Source organism: Streptomyces sp. NPDC050433, assembly GCF_044458565.1.
Lineage (GTDB): Bacteria > Actinomycetota > Actinomycetes > Streptomycetales > Streptomycetaceae > Streptomyces.
Window position 1 is genome coordinate 18,613 of sequence record NZ_JBITIB010000048.1, and the last position, 18,819, is coordinate 37,431.

General features: G+C 68.9%; 17 protein-coding genes. 8 read left to right on the forward strand and 9 right to left on the reverse strand.

Going from position 1 to position 18,819, the window contains the following annotated elements; genetic code table 11:
• Positions 1-3: 3 nt before the first annotated feature.
• The gene (locus ACIBLA_RS35810) at positions 4-1,167 is read right to left on the reverse strand and encodes an HpcH/HpaI aldolase/citrate lyase family protein (RefSeq protein ID WP_399200983.1); all 1,164 of its coding nucleotides are present in this window, start codon (positions 1,165-1,167) and stop codon (positions 4-6) included.
• A gap of 212 nt (positions 1,168-1,379) precedes the next feature.
• Between ACIBLA_RS35810 and ACIBLA_RS35815 the strand changes: the two genes are divergently transcribed.
• Positions 1,380-2,246, forward strand: a complete 867-nt coding sequence (locus ACIBLA_RS35815) for a TerD family protein (RefSeq protein WP_399200984.1) — start codon at positions 1,380-1,382, stop codon at positions 2,244-2,246.
• Positions 2,247-2,277: 31 nt separating this feature from the next.
• Here ACIBLA_RS35815 and ACIBLA_RS35820 read toward each other — a convergent pair whose 3' ends face one another.
• The 6 genes from ACIBLA_RS35820 to ACIBLA_RS35845 form a co-directional block, all read right to left on the reverse strand.
• The gene (locus tag ACIBLA_RS35820) at positions 2,278-3,015 is read right to left on the reverse strand and encodes a Tellurium resistance (RefSeq protein ID WP_363246531.1); all 738 of its coding nucleotides are present in this window, start codon (positions 3,013-3,015) and stop codon (positions 2,278-2,280) included.
• 147 nt (positions 3,016-3,162) lie between these two features.
• Positions 3,163-4,296, reverse strand: coding sequence for a DUF475 domain-containing protein (locus tag ACIBLA_RS35825; RefSeq protein WP_363246532.1), 1,134 nt, complete (start codon positions 4,294-4,296; stop codon positions 3,163-3,165).
• Between the two features lie 49 nt (positions 4,297-4,345).
• The gene (locus tag ACIBLA_RS35830; protein ID WP_363246533.1) at positions 4,346-4,921 is read right to left on the reverse strand and encodes a TerD family protein; all 576 of its coding nucleotides are present in this window, start codon (positions 4,919-4,921) and stop codon (positions 4,346-4,348) included.
• Positions 4,922-5,114: 193 nt separating this feature from the next.
• The gene (locus ACIBLA_RS35835) at positions 5,115-5,690 is read right to left on the reverse strand and encodes a TerD family protein (protein ID WP_363246534.1); all 576 of its coding nucleotides are present in this window, start codon (positions 5,688-5,690) and stop codon (positions 5,115-5,117) included.
• 218 nt (positions 5,691-5,908) lie between these two features.
• Positions 5,909-6,442, reverse strand: a complete 534-nt coding sequence (locus ACIBLA_RS35840; protein ID WP_399200985.1) for a peroxiredoxin — start codon at positions 6,440-6,442, stop codon at positions 5,909-5,911.
• A 178-nt stretch (positions 6,443-6,620) separates the two neighbouring features.
• Positions 6,621-7,058 carry a DUF3052 domain-containing protein gene (locus ACIBLA_RS35845; protein WP_363246536.1) on the reverse strand — a complete coding sequence of 146 codons (438 nt, stop codon included), beginning with the start codon at positions 7,056-7,058 and terminating at the stop codon, positions 6,621-6,623.
• A gap of 592 nt (positions 7,059-7,650) precedes the next feature.
• Here ACIBLA_RS35845 and aceE point away from each other — a divergent pair.
• The gene (gene aceE, locus ACIBLA_RS35850; protein WP_363246537.1) at positions 7,651-10,395 is read left to right on the forward strand and encodes a pyruvate dehydrogenase (acetyl-transferring), homodimeric type; all 2,745 of its coding nucleotides are present in this window, start codon (positions 7,651-7,653) and stop codon (positions 10,393-10,395) included.
• Positions 10,396-10,515: 120 nt separating this feature from the next.
• Positions 10,516-11,310 (forward strand): potassium channel family protein, encoded by a 795-nt coding sequence (locus ACIBLA_RS35855; RefSeq protein ID WP_363246538.1) that lies wholly within the window; start codon positions 10,516-10,518, stop codon positions 11,308-11,310.
• Here the strand turns inward: ACIBLA_RS35855 and ACIBLA_RS35860 are convergent.
• Together ACIBLA_RS35860 and ACIBLA_RS35865 are read right to left on the reverse strand one after the other, a co-directional pair.
• Positions 11,291-11,698, reverse strand: a complete 408-nt coding sequence (locus ACIBLA_RS35860) for a peptidase inhibitor family I36 protein (protein ID WP_399200990.1) — start codon at positions 11,696-11,698, stop codon at positions 11,291-11,293. The two genes, ACIBLA_RS35855 and ACIBLA_RS35860, sit on opposite strands and share 20 nt — an antisense overlap.
• Before the next feature lie 187 nt (positions 11,699-11,885).
• The gene (locus ACIBLA_RS35865) at positions 11,886-13,379 is read right to left on the reverse strand and encodes an MFS transporter (RefSeq protein WP_399200991.1); all 1,494 of its coding nucleotides are present in this window, start codon (positions 13,377-13,379) and stop codon (positions 11,886-11,888) included.
• Positions 13,380-13,636: 257 nt separating this feature from the next.
• Here ACIBLA_RS35865 and ACIBLA_RS35870 point away from each other — a divergent pair, with 257 nt between their 5' ends.
• The 5 genes from ACIBLA_RS35870 to ACIBLA_RS35890 all read left to right on the forward strand — a co-directional run bounded on the left by ACIBLA_RS35870 (position 13,637) and on the right by ACIBLA_RS35890 (position 18,647).
• A complete protein-coding gene (locus tag ACIBLA_RS35870) occupies positions 13,637-14,317 on the forward strand; it encodes a TetR family transcriptional regulator (protein ID WP_399200986.1) in 681 nt (226 codons plus the stop codon).
• 82 nt (positions 14,318-14,399) lie between these two features.
• Positions 14,400-15,611, forward strand: a complete 1,212-nt coding sequence (locus ACIBLA_RS35875; protein ID WP_399200987.1) for an alpha/beta hydrolase — start codon at positions 14,400-14,402, stop codon at positions 15,609-15,611.
• 64 nt (positions 15,612-15,675) lie between these two features.
• Positions 15,676-16,566, forward strand: coding sequence for a DUF4429 domain-containing protein (locus ACIBLA_RS35880; RefSeq protein WP_399200988.1), 891 nt, complete (start codon positions 15,676-15,678; stop codon positions 16,564-16,566).
• Positions 16,567-16,656: 90 nt separating this feature from the next.
• Positions 16,657-17,976, forward strand: a complete 1,320-nt coding sequence (locus ACIBLA_RS35885) for a sensor histidine kinase (protein WP_399200989.1) — start codon at positions 16,657-16,659, stop codon at positions 17,974-17,976.
• Positions 17,973-18,647 (forward strand): response regulator transcription factor, encoded by a 675-nt coding sequence (locus ACIBLA_RS35890; protein WP_363246545.1) that lies wholly within the window; start codon positions 17,973-17,975, stop codon positions 18,645-18,647. The genes ACIBLA_RS35885 and ACIBLA_RS35890 overlap by 4 nt, the downstream gene beginning before the upstream one ends.
• Positions 18,648-18,819 lie beyond the last annotated feature (172 nt).

The following is an 18,819-nucleotide window of genomic DNA, read 5'->3' on the forward strand; positions in this document are numbered from 1 at the left end:
CGCTCACTCCACCAGCCCCGCCGCCAGCAGCTCCACGAAGCCGATGTCCTCCTTGGCGACGCCGAAGGCCTCGGCGCGCTGCATGGTGCGTTCGGCCCAGGCGCGGTGGGGCTTCACCTCATTCATCTTGTTCGTGTACGAGGAGCGCAGCACGCCTCCCCCGCCCCGCTCCGGCCGCAGGATGTCCTGGGCGTCGCTGAACTCCTCGTGGCTGACCACCGACAGCGCGTGCACAGGCATCACGTGGGAGGGGTGGATGCAGGTCTTGCCCACCAGCCCGTTGGCCTGGTCGAGCTGGATCTCGCGCAGCAGCCCGTCGAGGTCGTGTTCGATCAGGGCGGTGCGCAGTTCCTCGGCGCGTCCTTCGAGGAAGGGGCTGCGGCGCAGCTGCGGTTTGAACATCCGCTCGTGGAGCCGGAAGTACTCCCACACGGGGCCGGTGATCGTGAAGCCGGTGCCGTCGGAGCGGCCGAGGACGTTCACCACGTCGGCGATGACGGAGGCGACTATGCGTACGTCGTACGCGGTCATGTCGGGCGAGCGGCGGAGCCCGTAGGCGGAGCAGAAGTCGGTGACGCCGAGCCGCAGCGCCAGTACCCGCTCCCGGTACTTGTCGACGGTGCGGGCGATGCCGGAGAGGGTCTCGGCCCGTGTCTCCAGATGCAGCAGCTGGGGCGATTCGAGCACGGGCATCGCGAAGAGCCGCTGCCCGCTCTCATGTTCGGCTGAAATCAGTGCCTCAAGGAAGGGAACCCCACGCTCCTCGGTGAACTTCGGCAGTACAAATCCAGACAGGATGTGGGCGGCCTGGCCGAGTCGGCGCACGAGGTCGGGTATCTGGCCGGGTTCGCGGACCCGGATGAAGAGCAGTGGCAGCTCCACGCCACGCCGGTCGAGGTCGGCGAGCTGCCGGAGCACGTTCTTCTCGGCCCCCTCGACCTCGGAGTCGTCGATGGAGTCCTCCAGGCACAGCACCATCGACACAACGCCTCGTCCTGCCAGCTTGACGATGTCGTCAGCGAGCCGCGGCCTGGTCGCCGGGCTGTAGAGGGTGGCCCCGAGGGCTGCCGACAGCATGCGGGCCGGGGAGGCCGAGGAGAATTCGGCGGGCTCCCGATGGAACAACGCCTGCCGGGCAGCGGGCAGAATATGCCCGAAGTGACGCATTTTCTTCCCCCCATACTGCCACTGTGGTCGCGTTGACATGTGGCCGGTAATAGTACGTATGGACGGGAGTCAAGAGTTCCACGCCTGCATGAATTCCAGGTAACTCGTCCACTTCTCGCCCCTCTCCTACCCTCTCTCGCCCTCCTCTCGCCGCCTTCTCACCTCTCTCCACCATGCCCCCACGTTGTCCGCGCGGCCTGCGGGAAGGCAGGATGACGGGCATGACGCACGCGATGGTGAAGGGCTCGAACGTCCCCCTCGACGCCATGGCCGTAAGGGCTGTGCTGCGCTGGACGCCGGGGGCGGGGGTGCCCGATGTGGACGCGTCGGCGCTTCTGCTGAGTCCGGAGGGGCGCGTCCGCTCCGACGAGGACTTCGTCTTCTACAACCAGCCTCGCCATCCGTCGGGCCTGGTCAGGCGGCTGCCGAAGAAACAGGTGCCCGAAGGGCTCACCGACACGATCGAGGCCGATCTGGCCGCGCTCGACCCGAGCGTCGACCAGGTGGTGCTCGCGGCGTCGTCGGACGGGGCGAGTTTCCAGCACGTGCACGACCTGCGGGTCCTGCTGTACGACGCGGGGCAGGCCGACGGCGACCCGTTGGCGGTGTTCGAGGTACGCCCGGAGACCGGCGAGGAGACCGCGATCATCTGCGGCGAGCTCTACCGGCGCGGGAACCACTGGAAGTTCCGGGCGGTGGGCCAGGGCTATCCGACCGGTCTGATCGGGCTGGCGACGGCCTTCGGCATCTCGGTCGACGAAAAGGAAGGGGCCGACGGGACCGTGCAGGGCGCGGACGGTGTGACTGCGCTGATCCCCGGCCGGCCCGGACCGGCGCACGGCGCGCCACAGGCGCCGCACATGCCGCCCGCGCAGCAGCCGCATTTCCCGGCCCAGCCACAGGGGCAGTCCGGCTACGGCTACCCGCAGCCGGCCTCCGCCCAGCCTGCCTACGGGTATCCCCAGCCCGCGTCCGCGCAGCCCGCTTACGGCTATCCGCAGCCGGCCGCGGCGGCGGCTCCCGCACCGGACCCGAATTTCCGGCTGCCCCCGATGGGCCCGCAGTTCGTACGGCCTTAGGCCCCGGACAGGGCCTAGCCGTCGTGGCCCCTCAGGTCTTCGTCTTGTACCCCCGCCCCCACTGCAGGCCCCACCCGTACAGCCGGTCCAGCTCCGCCTGGAAGCCATACACGAACTTCACCTCGCGCCGTACCACCAGATCGCCCTTGACGGTCTCCAGCGAGAACACCGCGCAGGACCGGGCCTGCGGGGCCTGCTCGTCCAGTTCGATCTCGATGCGCGGGCCGTTGCTCGGGTAGAGCGTGACGTTGGCGTGTGTCCGGTCGAAGGCCGGGGTGCGGTCGTAGATGTAGACGAAGACGAGCAGCCGTTTGATCTCTTCGCGGTGGTCGAGGTTGATGAATATCGTCTCGCCGGACGGGGCGCCGAAGCGGTCGTCGCCGCTGAGTTTGACGTAGGGCGGCTCGTTCAGACTGCCGAAGAATCCGCCCAGCGGCTGCACAACACCCTTGCTGCCGTCGGCCAGTTCGTACATGCACCCGATGTCGAGGTCGACGTTGACCACACCCAGCGTGTGCGCCTGCACCACTTCGGGCTTGAAGAGTTTGAAGGGATGCCGCAGCAGTCCGCCGCCCTGCTTCGACCGTCCCTCGATGTCCGAAGTACGCATCCGCCACGACAGGTTGACCCGTAGATTCCCGGTGGCCGCGCCCTGCTTGGTGAGCGAGACCGACGGATTGCGCTTGGTCAGCTCGATCGAGTTCGTCGAGGCGCTGCCCGAATCGAATTGCGACGCCTTGTTTCGCCACAGATTGTCCCAGAAGGCCATTCCCGCCCCACCCCCACCATTTCCCACTTGTCGGATGCCCGGCCCGTACAGAACGTGAACAGCGGGACGGCCGGAAGGCTTCCGCCTCAGGCCGCCCCGCTCAGAGCGTTCCCGCTATCCCCTCCTGGTCACACCCAGGAGGCGGACTCAGACATGGACTGTTGTCTTGTCCTCCGAATCCTCGCCACCTTCAGCCGCAACTCGCTTGTTGCGGACCACGGATGACCAGAAGGAGGCTGCGATCAGTAGCACACCGACGAGGCCGGTGATGACCTCGCTGATCTCGTGCTCGATGGTGATGAGCAGGATCACGGCGAGCGCGCCGATCGCGTAGTGGGCGCCGTGCTCCAGGTAGACGTAGTCGTCCAGCGTGCCCTGGCGGACGAGGTAGACGGTGAGCGACCTGACGTACATCGCGCCGATACCGAGGCCGAGCGCCATCCAGAAGATGTGGTTCGTGATGGCGAAGGCGCCGATGACTCCGTCGAAGGAGAAGGAGGCGTCCAGGACTTCGAGGTAGAGGAAGAGGAAGAACGCGGCCTTGCCGGCGAGGCCGATGGCGGAGACCTGCTTGCCTTCGGCCTTGGCCTTCTCCTCCTCCTCGTGTTCGCGCTCCTCTTCCTCTTCGAGTTTGTTCTCGAAGTAGCTGGAGAGCCCGTTCACAACGAGGTAGGTGACCAGACCGGCGACACCGGAGAGCAGTACGGTGGCCGATTTGTCCTGGTAACCGGTGCTGGTGTGCGCGTTGGTGGCGAACGTCATCGCCGTGATGAGCAGAATGATCAGCGCGACGCAGACCGACAGCATGTCGACCTTGCCGAGCTTGGACAGCGGGCGCTCCAGCCAGGCGAGCCACTTGTGGTCGCGCTCGTCGAAGATGAAGTCCAGGAAGATCATCAACAGGAACATGCCACCGAAGGCGGCGATCGCCGGGTGCGCGTCGGTGACAAGGGCCTCGTACTGTTCAGGTTTGTCCAACGCCAACTGGACGGCCTCGATGGGGCCGACCTGGGCACTGATCGCCACGATGGCGACGGGAAACACCAGCCGCATACCGAACACGGCGATCAGGATGCCGACGGTGAGGAAGATCTTCTGCCAGAAGGCGTTCATCTTCTTCAAGACCCCGGCATTGACAACGGCGTTGTCGAACGACAGGGAGATCTCAAGGATGGAGAGGATCAGTACGATCCCGAACGCCTCCCACCCCCACTGCCAGGCCGCGAAGGCAAGGCCGAGCGCCGTGATGGCGAACGACCAGCCGAAGGTTTTCAGGACCACTGCTACCCCATCTGGTGTCTAACGGGTTTTCCCCCGCGCAGAGACTGCTTTACGAAACATTGACCCCGAAGTCTAGAGCGATGCCTCGCAGCCCCGACGCGTACCCCTGTCCCACGGCCCGGAACTTCCACTCGCCCCCGTAGCGGTACAGCTCGCCGAAGATCATCGCGGTCTCCGTCGAGGCGTCCTCCGTCAGGTCGTAGCGGGCGAGCTCCTGGCCGTCCGCCTGGTTCACGACGCGGATGAACGCGTTGCTGACCTGGCCGAACGTCTGTCCGCGAGCGTCGGCGTCATGGATCGACACCGGGAAGATGATCTTGTCGACGTGTCCGGGGACGGCGGGGAGGTTGACCAGCAGGGACTCGTCGTCGCCGTCGCCCTCACCGGTCAGATTGTCGCCCGTGTGCTCGACGGAGCCATCGGGGCTGGTGAGGTTGTTGTAGAAGATGAACCAGTCGTCGCCGAGCACGCGCCCTGACTGGCAGAGCAGTGCGCTGGCGTCGAGGTCGAACGGCGCTCCGGTGGTGGAGCGCGCGTCCCAGCCGAGACCGATCAGCACCTGGATGAGATTCGGTGCGGCCTTGGAGAGGGAGACATTGCCCCCCTTGGCGAGTGTGACGCCCATGATGGTGAAGTCCTCCCCGATGTGACGTGAAACCGGGCACGGCGCGCCTGACGCCGTACTCGTGGTGCATGTACGTGGTGCGCGTACGTGGTGCATGTACGTGGTGCGTGTGCGAAGCGGGCCGGGACCCGCACGGTGAGGCGCGTCCGGCGCCGCACTCGGACGTGCGGCGCCGGACGGACCGACCAGCGGCTCAGACGTTGACGCCGAAGTCCTGCGCGATGCCACGCAGGCCAGAGGCATACCCCTGTCCGATGGCGCGGAACTTCCACTCGGCGCCATTTCGGTAAAGCTCTCCGAAGACCATCGCGGTCTCGGTCGACGCGTCCTCCGTCAGGTCGTACCGCGCCAGCTCGTTGTTGTCCGCCTGGTTGACGACGCGGATGAACGCGTTACGCACCTGGCCGAAGGACTGCTGGCGGTTCTCCGCCTCGTAGATCGAGACCGGGAACACGATCTTGTCGATGTCCGCGGGGACGGCGGCGAGATTGACCTTGATGGCCTCGTCGTCGCCCTCGCCCTCACCGGTGGTGTTGTCGCCGGTGTGCTCGACCGAGCCGTCGGGGCTCTTGAGGTTGTTGAAGAAGACGAAGTTTCCGTCAGTGGTGACCTTGCCCTCGGCGTTGGTCAGCAGGGCGCTGGCGTCGAGGTCGAAGTCGTTTCCGGTGGTCGTGCGGACGTCCCAGCCCAGACCCACGGTGACCGCGGTCAGGTTGGGCGCGGCCTTGGTCAGCGAGACGTTGCCGCCCTTGCTGAGGCTGACTCCCACGAGTCCTCCCTTGATGAGTTTCACAGGGGCGGGCGGCCTCGGGTGTCGGCCGCTGCGGCGGCCGTCGCCGTGCGTCGCGCGCCCCCTGGTGCAATTGGCATCGGATCAACGACTGGATCCTAGTGACCGGTTCCCGCCCCTTGTGCGGTTTACGGCGGACAACCCCGCTCCCACATGGGTTTTCGTGCGAGACCCCGCCCACGAGTGGCGAGTTGTCGTCACAGAGCGGCGAGAGCCTTGACGTACTCGTCAAGATCACGTGCGTCCGGCAGGGCGTTGACGACCGACCAGCGCACCACGCCTTCCTTGTCGATGATGAAGGTCCCGCGCAGCGCGCAGCCCTTGTCCTCGTCGAAGATCCCGTACGCCCGTGAGGTCTGCCCGTGCGGCCAGAAGTCCGACAGCAGCGGATACTCCAGGCCTTCCTGCTCGGCGAAGATCCGCAGGGCGTGGATGGAGTCGGTCGAGACGGCGAGCAGCTGGGTGTCGTCGTTGACGAAGGTGGGCAGCTCGTCACGGAGCGCGCACAGCTCGCCGGTGCAGACGCCGGTGAAGGCGAACGGGTAGAAGAGCAGCACCACGTTCTTGCCGCCACCGTTCCCCCCGTCCCCGCCATCCTCGTCACCCGCCGGGCCGCCCCGGAAGTCGGAGAGCCGCACGGTCCGCCCGTGGTTGTCCTTCAGGGTGAAGTCCGGCGCCTGCGTGCCGACCGCGATCCCGGCCGGTCCCGACCCCGCCACTGTCTCCGTCATCCGCCCCTGCCCCTCGTCTCCGGCCCCACCGGCCGCTCGGCCGACCGCACCCGCCACCCTACGCAAGGGCCCCCGTCGGCGGATGCCGACGGGGGCCGTCAGTGCGTACGAGGCGTGCGAGGCGTGTGGGCCCGGCCGCCGCTGCTTCGGCTTGCGCGCTCGGATGCGGCGCCCGCTCTCAGCGCTTGGACTTCGCCGCCTTGGGCGTGACCAGCCGGCTGCCCGTCCAGTCCTTCCCGGCGTTGAGGCTCTTGGTCTGCGCCAGGCCTGCGGTCTGGGCGGCCTCGTTGATGTCGCTGGGCTCGACGTAGCCGTCACGGCCGGTCTTCGGCGTCAGCAGCCAGACCGCCCCGCCTTCGTCGATCAGACCGATGGCGTCCACCAGCGCGTCCGTCAGGTCGCCGTCGTCGTCGCGGAACCACAGCACGACGGCGTCGGCCACGTCCTCGTAGTCCTCGTCGACGAGCTCCTGGCCGATGACGGCCTCGATGGACTCACGGAGCTCCTGCTCGACGTCGTCGTCGTAGCCGATCTCCTGGACCACCTGTCCGGGTTCGAACCCAAGCCTCGCGGCAACGTTGGTCCGTTCCTCCGCGTGGTCCGCGGTCGCGCTCACGGATTGCCTCCTGATCATGTTTTGGAAAATGCTTCAGCCACGCGCGTACGCGGGGTGCTGGCGGTAGTCCACACGGGCCGGGCGGATCGCGCAAGTACCCGACGGCCGAGACCGCCGAAACGGGTACGTTCCGGGCCGCTTCACCTCATCTCCTGACACCCCTGTATCGCTGGCCGTCATAGCTGCGGAGAGCTTCCTCCATGTTTGTCATCCTACGCGGCTTCGGTCCGCCATTCGGGTCCGAACGGCCGAACGAAACGCATAGCCGCCTTGGGCGTAAGATTGCGATTTGGCCGGACGCGGAGCACGGCGGACGGCCGGGCGGGCTACGTGATCGGGCGGAATTCGCCGCAGTGTGAGGGTTACCCCTCGGTAGAGGTGACGTTTCCGTCGCCGCGGTACACGATGGATACGCCGTACGGCCCGCTCCCCGTGCCTGTTCCCCGGCGGCAGCAGAGGCAAGCACTCCCAGCGCAAGCGCGGTACCCAGCAGGACCCACAGGCGTGCCCCGCACGGATGAGGTGACCGGTCGGACGACCGGACCCGGCCCGGACGCGAGGCGCGACACGACCCGAACAGCGAAGGAACAGTGTGGCTTCCGGATCCGATCGCAACCCGATCATCATTGGCGGCCTTCCCAGCCAGGTCCCGGACTTTGATCCTGAGGAGACCCAGGAGTGGCTCGACTCTCTCGACGCCGCCGTCGACGAGCGGGGGCGTGAGCGCGCCCGCTATCTGATGCTCCGCCTGATCGAGCGCGCGCGTGAGAAGCGCGTGGCCGTGCCCGAGATGCGCAGCACCGACTACGTCAACACGATCGCGACCAAGGACGAGCCGTTCTTCCCCGGCAACGAGGAGATCGAGCGGAAGGTCCTCAACGCGACCCGGTGGAACGCCGCGGTGATGGTCTCCCGCGCGCAGCGCCCCGGCATCGGCGTCGGCGGCCATATCGCCACCTTCGCGTCCTCCGCCTCCCTGTACGACGTGGGCTTCAACCACTTCTTCCGGGGCAAGGACGCCGGGGACGGCGGCGACCAGATCTTCTTCCAGGGGCACGCGTCGCCGGGCATCTACGCCCGCGCCTTCCTGCTGGACCGGCTCAGCGAGGCGCAGCTCGACGCCTTCCGCCAGGAGAAGTCGAAGGCCCCGAACGGGCTGTCCAGCTATCCGCATCCGCGGCTGATGCCGGACTTCTGGGAGTTCCCGACGGTCTCGATGGGCCTCGGTCCGCTCGGTGCGATCTACCAGGCGCGGATGAACCGCTACATGGAGGCGCGCGGTATCGCCGACACCTCCCGCTCGCATGTGTGGGCGTATCTGGGCGACGGCGAGATGGACGAGCCGGAGTCGCTGGGTCAGCTGTCGATCGCGGCGCGTGAGGGTCTGGACAATCTGACGTTCGTCGTCAACTGCAACCTCCAGCGGCTCGACGGCCCGGTGCGCGGCAACGGCAAGATCATCCAGGAGCTGGAGTCGCAGTTCCGCGGTGCCGGCTGGAATGTCATCAAGCTGGTCTGGGACCGCTCCTGGGACCCGCTGCTGGCACAGGACCGCGACGGTGTGCTGGTGAACCGGCTGAACACGACGCCGGACGGGCAGTTCCAGACGTACGCCACGGAGACCGGCGCGTACATCCGTGAGCACTTCTTCGGTGGCGACCAGCGGCTGCGCGCCATGGTCGAGAACATGACCGACGAGCAGATCCTGCATCTGGGGCGCGGTGGCCACGACCACAAGAAGGTGTACGCGGCGTACGCGGCGGCGAAGGCGCACACCGGCCAGCCGACCGTGATCCTCGCGCAGACCGTGAAGGGCTGGACGCTGGGTCCGAACTTCGAGGGCCGCAACGCGACGCACCAGATGAAGAAGCTGACGGTCGACGATCTGAAGGGCTTCCGCGACCGGCTGCATCTGCCGATCACGGACCGGGAACTGGAGGACGGGCAGCCGCCGTACTACCACCCGGGCAGGGACTCCGAAGAGATCCAGTACATGCACGACCAGCGCAGGAGCCTGGACGGCTATGTGCCGACCCGTGTGGTGCGGTCGAAGCCGCTTGAGCTGCCCGGCGACAAGACGTACGCGACGGCGAAGAAGGGGTCGGGGCACCAGTCGATCGCCACGACGATGGCGTTCGTGCGGGTGCTGAAGGACCTCATGCGGGACAAGGAGATCGGCAGGCGTTTCGTGCTGATCGCGCCGGACGAGTACCGCACGTTCGGCATGGACGCGTTCTTCCCGAGCGCGAAGATCTACAACCCGCTTGGCCAGCAGTACGAGTCGGTCGACCGTGAACTGCTGCTGGCGTACAAGGAGTCGCCGACCGGGCAGATGCTGCACGACGGCATCTCGGAGGCGGGCTGTACGGCGTCGCTGATCGCGGCGGGTTCGGCGTACGCGACGCATGGCGAGCCGCTGATCCCGGTGTACGTCTTCTACTCGATGTTCGGTTTCCAGCGGACCGGCGACCAGTTCTGGCAGATGGCCGACCAGTTGGCGCGCGGTTTCGTCCTGGGCGCGACCGCCGGGCGTACGACCCTGACCGGTGAGGGTCTTCAGCACGCCGACGGCCACTCGCAGCTGCTCGCCGCCACGAATCCGGGCTGTGTCAGCTACGACCCGGCGTTCGGGTACGAGATCGCGCACATCATGCAGGACGGGCTGCGCCGGATGTACGGGCAGCCGCATCCGGGCGAGGACCCGAACGTCTTCTACTACCTCACGGTGTACAACGAGCCGATCCAGCACCCGGCCGAGCCTGAGAACGTGGACGTCGAGGGCATCCTCAAGGGCGTCTACCGCTACAAGCGGGGCGAGAGCGGCGCGGTCCCGGCGCAGATCCTGGCGTCCGGCGTGGCCGTGCCGTGGGCGGTCGAGGCGCAGCGGATCCTCGCCGAGCAGTGGGACGTTCGGGCGGACGTGTGGTCGGCGACGTCGTGGAACGAGTTGCGCCGTGAGGCCGTCGAGGTGGAGCGGTACAACCTGCTGCACCCGGAGGAGGAGCAGCGTGTTCCGTATGTGACGCGCAAACTGTCCGGCGCCGAGGGCCCGTTCGTGGCGGTCTCGGACTGGATGCGCGCGGTGCCGGACCAGATCGCGCGCTGGGTGCCGGGGACGTACCAGTCGCTGGGCGCGGACGGTTTCGGCTTCGCGGACACGCGAGGCGCGGCCCGCCGGTTCTTCCACATCGACGCGGAGTCGATCGCCCTGGCGGTGCTCACGGAGCTGGCCAGGGAGGGCAAGGTCGACCGTTCGGTGCTGAAGCAGGCCGTGGACCGCTATCAGCTGCTGGACGTGGCGGCGGCGGACCCGGGCGCCGCGGGCGGTGACGCGTAGCGGACAGCCGGTAGTACGCGGCTGGTGGCCGGTCCGGTGGTTACGGGGCCGGCCACCGTGCGTGGCGCGGGCAGCACCCCGGACACGCGCTGGCCGGTACGTTCCCTACTCTTTGCGGCCATGAAGGAAATACCCGCGCGGGTCCGCTGGGAGCGCCGCACGCAGCGGCCGTTGCTGGCGCTCGCGCTGCTGTTCGGCGTCGCGTACGCCCTGCCCATCGTGATGCCCGGCGCGCACGGCACCGTCACCCGCGCCTGTGCGGTCGTCGAGTGGGTGGTGTGGGGTCTGTTCGCGACGGACTACACGGTACGGGTCGTACTGGCCCGCGCCCGTTGGCAGTTCGTCCGCCGTCATCCGCTGGATCTGCTCGCCGTACTGCTGCCGATGGTGGCGCCCCTGCGGCTGCTGCGGGTCGTCGCGACGCTGCTGCTGGTCGGGCAGCGGGCGAGGATCGCGAGCCAGATCAGGCTCACGACGTATGTGGTGGGGTCGGTCGCGGGTCTGATGATGTTCGGTTCGCTGGCCGTGCTGGAGGTCGAACGCGACTCCCCCGACGGCAACATCAAGACGCTGGGTGACGCCGTGTGGTGGTCGTTCACGACGATGACCACCGTCGGGTACGGCGATCTGTCGCCGACGACCGGGCTCGGGCGGCTGCTCGCCATCGGTCTGATGCTGAGCGGGATCGCGCTGCTCGGGCTGATCACGGCGAACATCGCCACCTGGTTCATCTCCCGCTTCGAGCAGGAGAGCGCGGGCGAGAAGCGCCAGACGGCCGCGATCGAGCTGCTGACGGAGGAGGTGCGGGAGCTGCGCGCGGAGGTGGGCCGGCTGTCGGGTGCCGCCGTGCCCGCTCAGGCAAGGGAGAGCGACGGTACGGCAGCCGGCCCGCCGCTCAGCGCTCCCAGACCTTGAAGGCCCGTACCCGGTAGGGCGACTGGGGCACCCAGGTGCCGTCGCCGGGGTACGTCTCGAACTCGCCGGTCTCCTCGCACTCGTGCGACTGGTAAGTGGTGACGGGCCGCCCGGTGCGGTTGGCCAGGGACTGTGCGTCGGTGCCGGGCGGCAGCGGGACGCAGTTCTGGATCTCGGTGCGGAACAGTTCATGGGTCTGCCGCTCGCCCCGGAAATCCGGTTTCCCCCACAGACAGAGTTCGCCGGGCCCGCAGGCGTCACGTGGCAGCGCGACGGCCGTGGCGGCCGTGGCGGCCGTGGCGGCCGTGGCGGCCGTGGCGGTCGGCAGCAGGGTGGTGGCGGCCAGGGTGGCCGCGGTGAGCAGAGCGGCAGGCGTGGTCGTACGCATCGCTGTACGCATGGTGGTGAACCCCCGTGTGGTGCTGATCAGTTGTCCGCACTCTGGCCCGGCGACCCGCCCCACGGGAAGGGGATCTTGCCGGACTCCACCCGAACAGGCGACGGCCCCGCCGGGATGTCCGGGCGGGGCCGTCGCGCTGAATCACGTCCTGTTGACGCCGGTTGGGCGCGCCACGTCAGATGTGGACGCCGCCCCCGGCCGCGTCCGCGTTGTCGCCACGCTTGGTCTTGGTGGCGACGAACGCCGCGAGCACCGCGACCGCACCGGCGACCAGGAACGCGAGGCTCATCCCGGACACGAAGGTGTCCTGCATGACCCCGGTGATCTTGTCGAAGATGTCCGGCGTCATGCCGGGCGCCTCGGCCAGCTCGGGCGGGGCGACACCGATCTCGGCCGCCTGCTCCAGGGAGGGGTCCAGGGGCAACTGGATGCCGGCGTCCGTCCAGTTGCCCTCCAGGTCGGCGCTGACCTTGGAGGACATGACGGCGCCGAGCACCGCGGTGCCGAGCGCGCCGCCGACCTGCATCGCGGACTGCTGGAGACCGCCGGCCACGCCGGAGAGTTCCAGCGGCGCGTTGCCGACGATGACCTCGGTGGCGCCGACCATGACCGGGGCCAGGCCCATGCCGAGCAGGGCGAACCAGAGCGACATCACCAACGTGCCGGAGTCGGACGACAGGGTGGACATGCCGAACATCGCGACGGCCGTGGCGACCATGCCGCCGACCAGCGGGACGCGTGGTCCGAACTTGGTGATCAGCAGGCCCGCGACGGGCGAGGCGACGATCATCATGAGCGTCAGCGGCAGCAGATGCAGGCCGCTGTCGACCGGGCTCATGCCGTGCACGCCCTGAAGGAAGAACGTCACGAAGAACAGGCCGCCCATGAAGGCGAAGGCCATCAGCACCATCAGGATCGTGCCGGCGCTGAGCGGGACGGACCGGAACATGCTCAGCGGTACGAGGGGTTCCCTGACCTTCGTCTCCCAGACCGCGAACAGGACGAAGCACAGGACGGCGGCGCCCAGGAACGCCCAGGTGCCGACCGAGGTCCAGCCCCAGGACTCGCCCGCCTTGATGATCGCCCAGATCAGGGAGAACATCGCGGCCGACAGCAGCAGGATCCCGACGACGTCGAACGACTTCGGCGCCTTCACCGCTCGGTGGTCCTTGAGGATCACCAGGCCGAGGATCAGGGCGATGACGCCGACGGGCACGTTGACGAAGAACACCGACTGCCAGCTGACGTGTTCGACCAGCAGACCGCCGACGATCGGGCCACCGGCGGTCGAGGCGCCGATGACCATGCCCCAGATACCGATGGCCATGTTGAGCTTCTCGGCGGGGAAGGTGGCGCGCAGCAGGCCCAGGGCGGCCGGCATCAGCAGGGCGCCGAAGACGCCCTGGACGACGCGGAAGGCGACGACGAACGCCACGCTGTCGGAGAAGCCGATGACGGCGGATGCCGCGGCGAAGCCCGCGATTCCGATAAGGAAGGTCTGGCGGTGTCCGAAGCGGTCACCGAGCTTGCCCGCGGTGATCAGGGCCACGGCGAGCGCGAGAAGATAGCCGTTGGTGATCCACTGCACCTGGGCGAAGGTCGCGCCCAGATCCTCCTTGATCACCGGGTTGGCGATCCCGACGATCGTGCCGTCGAGCGCGACCATCATCACGCCGATGGCGACGGAGAAGAGCGTCAGCCAGGGGTGGCCACGCAGTCCCTTGGTGGCTCCCGGATCCGCGTCCTGCGGATCGTTCGGCGCCGATTTGACGGTGGTCTGACTAGTCATGGTCAGAGGTTAATGACAGCGTCTGACAGTTGACCATCCATTTCACTAGTCTGTAACTGTCAGGTGGCTCACATCTCATACCAGACCAGCATGAGTGCAGGAAGTGGACCGGAAGCGACAGGAAGGAGGACCGGCGAGTGACGGACGGGCAGCGGGCGGCACAGCACCCGACCGGACTGCGGGAGCTGAAGAAGCGGCGCACGCGGGACGCGCTGCTGCGGGTGGCGCTCGACCTGTTCACGACGCGGGGGTACGAGGAGACGACCGTCGACGAGATCGCCGAGGCCGTCGACGTCTCCCAGCGCACCTTCTTCCGCTACTTCGCCAGCAAGGAGGAGGCCGCCTTCACCATCCAGGACATGGTGGAGTCGCAAGTCCTGGCGGAGCTGCGTCAACGCCCGCCCGCGGAGTCCCCGTTCGAGGCGATGCACCACGCGGTACTGGCCGCCTGGAACCATATCAACGAGGCGATCGAGGCCGTGGTCCCGGTCGAACTGCATCTGCGCACCTACCGGATGATCGAATCCACGCCCTCGCTGCTGGCCGCGCATCTGCGGCGCGCCACCGAGCTGGAGGAGCAGCTCGCGCGGGTGATCGCGGAGCGCGAGGGGCTCGATGTGGAGACGGATCCGCGCCCGAGGGTGGCCGTCGCCGCGTTCTGCGGAGTGATACGGGTCACGGGACGGCTGTGGGGACAGGGCCGGGAGACCGGTCTGGACGGGCTCCTCGATCTCACGGAGTCGTATCTGGACCAGCTCGTGCCCGCGCTCGCGGGTGACTGGAGCGTCCGGGAGCACCCGCCGGCAACCAAGACCTGACGGGCGTTTTGCACCTAACGCCCCGTTATGCAGGGCCACGCATGTGCCGGGTACCTCGACATGTCTTCTAGGGTGTCCGGCAGTGAATTCCTTCGACTCCTCCCCGTCCCTGACCGCGTGGCGCACACTGCTGGCACTCGCTGTGGTCTTCGTGATGCTGGCGACCACCGGCTGGACGGCGCTCCAGCGGAACGGCCAGCACGGCACGGCGCGCGAAAGTGCGCTCTCGGCCTGGGAGAAGGGCCGCATCGGCGTCCTCGACCTGCCGGACCCCGGATCGTCCCCGCGCCGGCTGGCGGCGTTCTTCGCCTCGCTCACCGCCGCGCAGCGGGTCCGGCTCGCCGACCGCTACCCCCTGGTGGTGGGCAATCTCAACGGCGCACCCCTGACGCTCCGCTACCGCGCCAACCGGCTGGCAGTGCTCCAGGCGCGCGACGACGAGCGGGCGCGGATGCGGGACGACCGGGTGTCCGTCGAGGGGCAGCACCAGGCCGGCCGGCGGATGCACCGCTTCGAGTCGATGGCAGCCGACGGGCGCCGCATCCTCGCCTTCGACCCGACCGGCGCCGGCCGCGCCGCGGAGGTCTTCGGCGATCTCGGCAGCGCGACGCGCGTCTCGGTGGTGGTGCCCGGCGTCGACACGAACCTGCTGACGTTCGAGCGGACCGACCGCCCCTTCACCGCGCCGGTCGGCATGGCCGGCTCGCTGTACGACGCGGAGCGGGCCGCCTCACCCCGTACCCGTACCGCCGTCATCGCGTGGGCCGACTACACGGCGCCCTCCGGTGTCGGCGTGGACGCGGCGACCGGCAGGCTGGCCTCGGACGGCGCCGAACGGCTCAACGCGCTCACGTCGGCGCTCCCCGGCGATTCGCGGGTCTCGCTGATCTGCCACAGCTACGGCTCCGTGGTGTGCGGCCTCGCCGCGCGCCAACTGCCCGACCGGGTCACGGACGTGGCGGTCGCGGGCAGTCCCGGAATGCGGGCCGGGTCAGCGGGACAGCTGGAGACCCATGCCCGAGTCTGGGCGATGCGGGACCAGGACGACTGGATCCAGGTGCTGCCGTATCTGGAGGTCGGCGGGCTCGGCCACGGCGCCGACCCGATGACGCCGGACTTCGGGGCGCGGGTGCTGTCCGCGCGGGGCGCGGCCGGGCACGGGGGCTATTTCGAGCCGGGCACGGAGAGCCTGGAGAACTTCGCGGACATCGGGGTCGGTTCGTACCGGAACACCAGCTGCGCGGACGCCGGTGACGCCTGCCGGAGTGGAATCTCCGGCGACGAAGTGATCTGACGCGCGTAGAACTCACTGGGCCGGAGTGGCGACGTGGGGGCATTCGCCGCATACGATGAGGCACATGGGTGATGTGCTGGCCGGAAATCATGCCACCTGGGAGTTCGAAAGCGACTCCGTGCTCATCCGCTTCGAACGGGGGATACGCACGCCGAAGCTCTTCCAGGCACTCCGCGAACGGCGCGTACCGCACGAGGCGTTGGCGTCGGTGACGCTCTCCCCGGGCAAGCGCGGGACGGTGGTGCTGCACGCCGTACCCAGACCGGGAGCGGACCCGCTGATGGAGGCGGCGGCCGGTCAGCTCAAGGAATCCGGCGACCCGTACCGGCTGGTGCTGCCAGCGGAGCGCGAGACGCTCGCGGAGTATTACGCGGACGAGTTGCGCACCGCCGTCACCACGGCCGCGTCGCCGGACGAGCCGGCCGACCGCTTCCTGGTGACCGCTCCCCCACCGCCGCTGCACTTCAAGGCGTACGACGGCAAGGTGTCGTTCGACGGGTCCAAGGTGTCCTTCCGCTGGTTCTGGACCGGCGCGTCGTCGGCGAAGTGGAAGGCGGGCGACCAGCGCTTCGACGTCGCGGACCTCTGCGGGGTCGAGTGGCGCTCCCCCGAGGTCTTCGACGGCTACCTGCGGCTGCTGCGCCGGGGCGACCAGCAGCAGCCCACCCAGGCCGACCACGACCCGGCGGCCGTGGTGTTCGGCCTCGGCTACGGGCCGGTCCACGAGTCGCTGCCGTTAGCGGCGGCGGTCCTTCAGGCCGTACGGACCTCCGGCGCGGGCCCCGCCGTGACCGCCGGGCCCGGTTCCGTCCCGGTGCCGGCGATGGCGCAGGCCCGGCCCGACCCCGCCGACATCGCCGAGCGGATCCGGCACCTCGGGGAGCTGCACGACGCGGGACTGGTGACGGACGACGAGTTCCGCGCGAAGAAGGCCGAGCTGCTCGCCGAACTGTGATGACGGCAATCCCCTACTGGGGTATGAGGCCGGGTCCGGCACCTGGGTATGACGCAGCCCCGTACGCGCGCTGCATACGCTGAACCGGCCATGAGTACCGAAAAGCCACCTCCCCCGGCGTCCCCCGCCACCCGTGCCCGCGAGTCGCTGCGCTCGCTCGGCAGCGCCCTGCGCACCCCGGCCGGGTCCACGCAGCCGCTGCTGTCCCACGCCGCCAAGCCGTGGCAGCGCGCGATGCCGTACGTCATCGCGCTGGGCTTTGCCATCTCGCTGCTGCCGTCCACGACGAGCGTGCTCATGGGGGACTACGGGCTGGACGGCAGCTGGGCGGGGGCGCTGGCCACCGCGCAGGCCGCACCGCTGGTGCTCGCCGTGACCCGGCCGCTCCAGGCCTGGTGGATCATCTTCACCGCCGACATCGTTGGCGCGGTGATCCTCCTGACCTCGGCGGACGACCTGGACGGCCGGTCCTGGCCGTGGACGCCGATGGTCGTCGTCGGCTACCTCCTGCTGATGGTGTGCCTGGGGCTGCGCGAGCCTCGCCGTACGCTGCTGGCCGTCTGGCTGGCGACCGGAGCGGCGGGCCTGGTCTTCGAGCTGATCTCCCAGAAGCACAGCGACGGCGTGCATCTCCTGCTGTTCGTGCTCACCGGCGTGATCCTGCTCGTCACGGCCGCCGTGCGCGAGCGCGGGGACGCCCAGCGCAGACTGGTGGAGCAGGAGACCATCAGCGAGGTCGAGCGCGCCCAGCGCACGCTGCTGGAGGAACGGGCGCGTATCGCACGCGAGTTGCACGACGTGGTCGCCCACCACATGTCCGTGATCACGGTGCAGGCCGACTCCGCGCCGTACCGGATCGAGGGGCTGCCCGACGCGGCACACGAGGAGTTCTCCACGATCGCCGCAGCCGCGCGGGAGTCCCTGACCGAGATGCGGCGGCTGCTGGCGGTGCTGCGCAGCGACGGCTCGGCGAGCGAGCGGACGCCGCAGCCGGGGCTGAGCCGGGTCCAGCAACTCGTCGAGGCGACCGTACGGGCCGGGGTCCCGGCGGAGCTGTCCCTCGCGGCGGATCTGGGCCCCGTCCCGCCGTCCGTGGACCTCTCCGCGTACCGCATCATCCAGGAGGCCCTGTCCAACGTCGTACGGCACGCGCCCGAGGCGCCGACCCGCGTCTCGGTCACCGGCGACGCGGACTGGCTGACGGTCCTGGTCGTCAACGGGCCCGCGAGCGCCCGCACTTCACCATTGGAGAGCTCCGGCACCGGTCACGGGCTGATCGGTATGCGCGAACGCGTACGGTTGACCGGCGGCACGCTGGACACCGGGCCGCTGCCGGACGGCGGGTTCCGGGTCGCCGCGCGGCTGCCGCTGGCCACCACCCTCGACCCGACCGCGAAGGACCCGTCGTGACCATCCGCGTGATCATCGTCGACGACCAGGCCATGGTGCGGGCGGGGTTCGCCGCGCTGCTGTCGGCGCAGACCGACATCGACGTGGTCGGCGAGGCGCCGGACGGGCGCCAGGGCATAGAGATCAGCCGCGCCACCCACCCCGACGTAGTCCTGATGGACGTCCGGATGCCGGAGATGGACGGCCTGGCGGCGGCACGCGCGCTGCTGGACCCCCCGGTGGGGGTGGTGCACCGGCCGAGGGTGCTGATGCTGACCACGTTCGACGTGGACGACTACGTGTACGAGGCGCTGCGCGTCGGCGCTTCCGGGTTCCTCCTCAAGGACGCGCCGCCGGCGGACCTGATCTCGGCGGTGCGGGTGGTCGCGGCGGGCGAGGCGCTGCTGGCGCCGTCCGTGACCCGCCGCCTGATCGCGGACTTCGCCCAACAGCGGCCGGCCCCGCGCAAGGACCGCTCGCTGCGGCTGAAGGGGCTGACGCCGCGCGAGACGGAGGTGCTGGAGCTGATCGCACGGGGCCTGTCGAACCAGGAGATCGCGGAGCACCTGGTGCTCGCGGAACAGACGGTGAAGACGCATATCGGCCGGGTGCTGGCGAAGTTGGGGCTGCGGGACAGGGCGCAGGCGGTGATTTTCGCGTACGAGTCGGGGCTGGTTGCCCCCGGCGGTTGAGGGGTTGGTATCACCCGGTCCCGGTGGCGGCTGGGTCCGTCCTCAAGCGCCGGACGGGCTGGGTGGTTGCGGTGGTTGCCGGGTGCCGCTCCGGGGTCATGCCCGGACGGCATGATTTACGGCGCGTGCACGGCTCGTTGGCCCCGAGGGAACCGGCATTCCCACGCGCCAC

Coding starts and splice junctions, on each gene's coding strand:
- ACIBLA_RS35810 (WP_399200983.1), bottom strand. CDS start 1,167: ATGCGTCACTTCGGGCATATTCTGCCCGCTGCCCGGCAGGCGTTGTTC.
- ACIBLA_RS35815 (WP_399200984.1), top strand. CDS start 1,380: ATGACGGGCATGACGCACGCGATGGTGAAGGGCTCGAACGTCCCCCTC.
- ACIBLA_RS35820 (WP_363246531.1), bottom strand. CDS start 3,015: ATGGCCTTCTGGGACAATCTGTGGCGAAACAAGGCGTCGCAATTCGAT.
- ACIBLA_RS35830 (WP_363246533.1), bottom strand. CDS start 4,921: ATGGGCGTCACACTCGCCAAGGGGGGCAATGTCTCCCTCTCCAAGGCC.
- ACIBLA_RS35840 (WP_399200985.1), bottom strand. CDS start 6,442: ATGACGGAGACAGTGGCGGGGTCGGGACCGGCCGGGATCGCGGTCGGC.
- ACIBLA_RS35855 (WP_363246538.1), top strand. CDS start 10,516: ATGAAGGAAATACCCGCGCGGGTCCGCTGGGAGCGCCGCACGCAGCGG.
- ACIBLA_RS35860 (WP_399200990.1), bottom strand. CDS start 11,698: ATGCGTACGACCACGCCTGCCGCTCTGCTCACCGCGGCCACCCTGGCC.
- ACIBLA_RS35865 (WP_399200991.1), bottom strand. CDS start 13,379: ATGATGGTCGCGCTCGACGGCACGATCGTCGGGATCGCCAACCCGGTG.
- ACIBLA_RS35880 (WP_399200988.1), top strand. CDS start 15,676: ATGGGTGATGTGCTGGCCGGAAATCATGCCACCTGGGAGTTCGAAAGC.
- ACIBLA_RS35885 (WP_399200989.1), top strand. CDS start 16,657: ATGAGTACCGAAAAGCCACCTCCCCCGGCGTCCCCCGCCACCCGTGCC.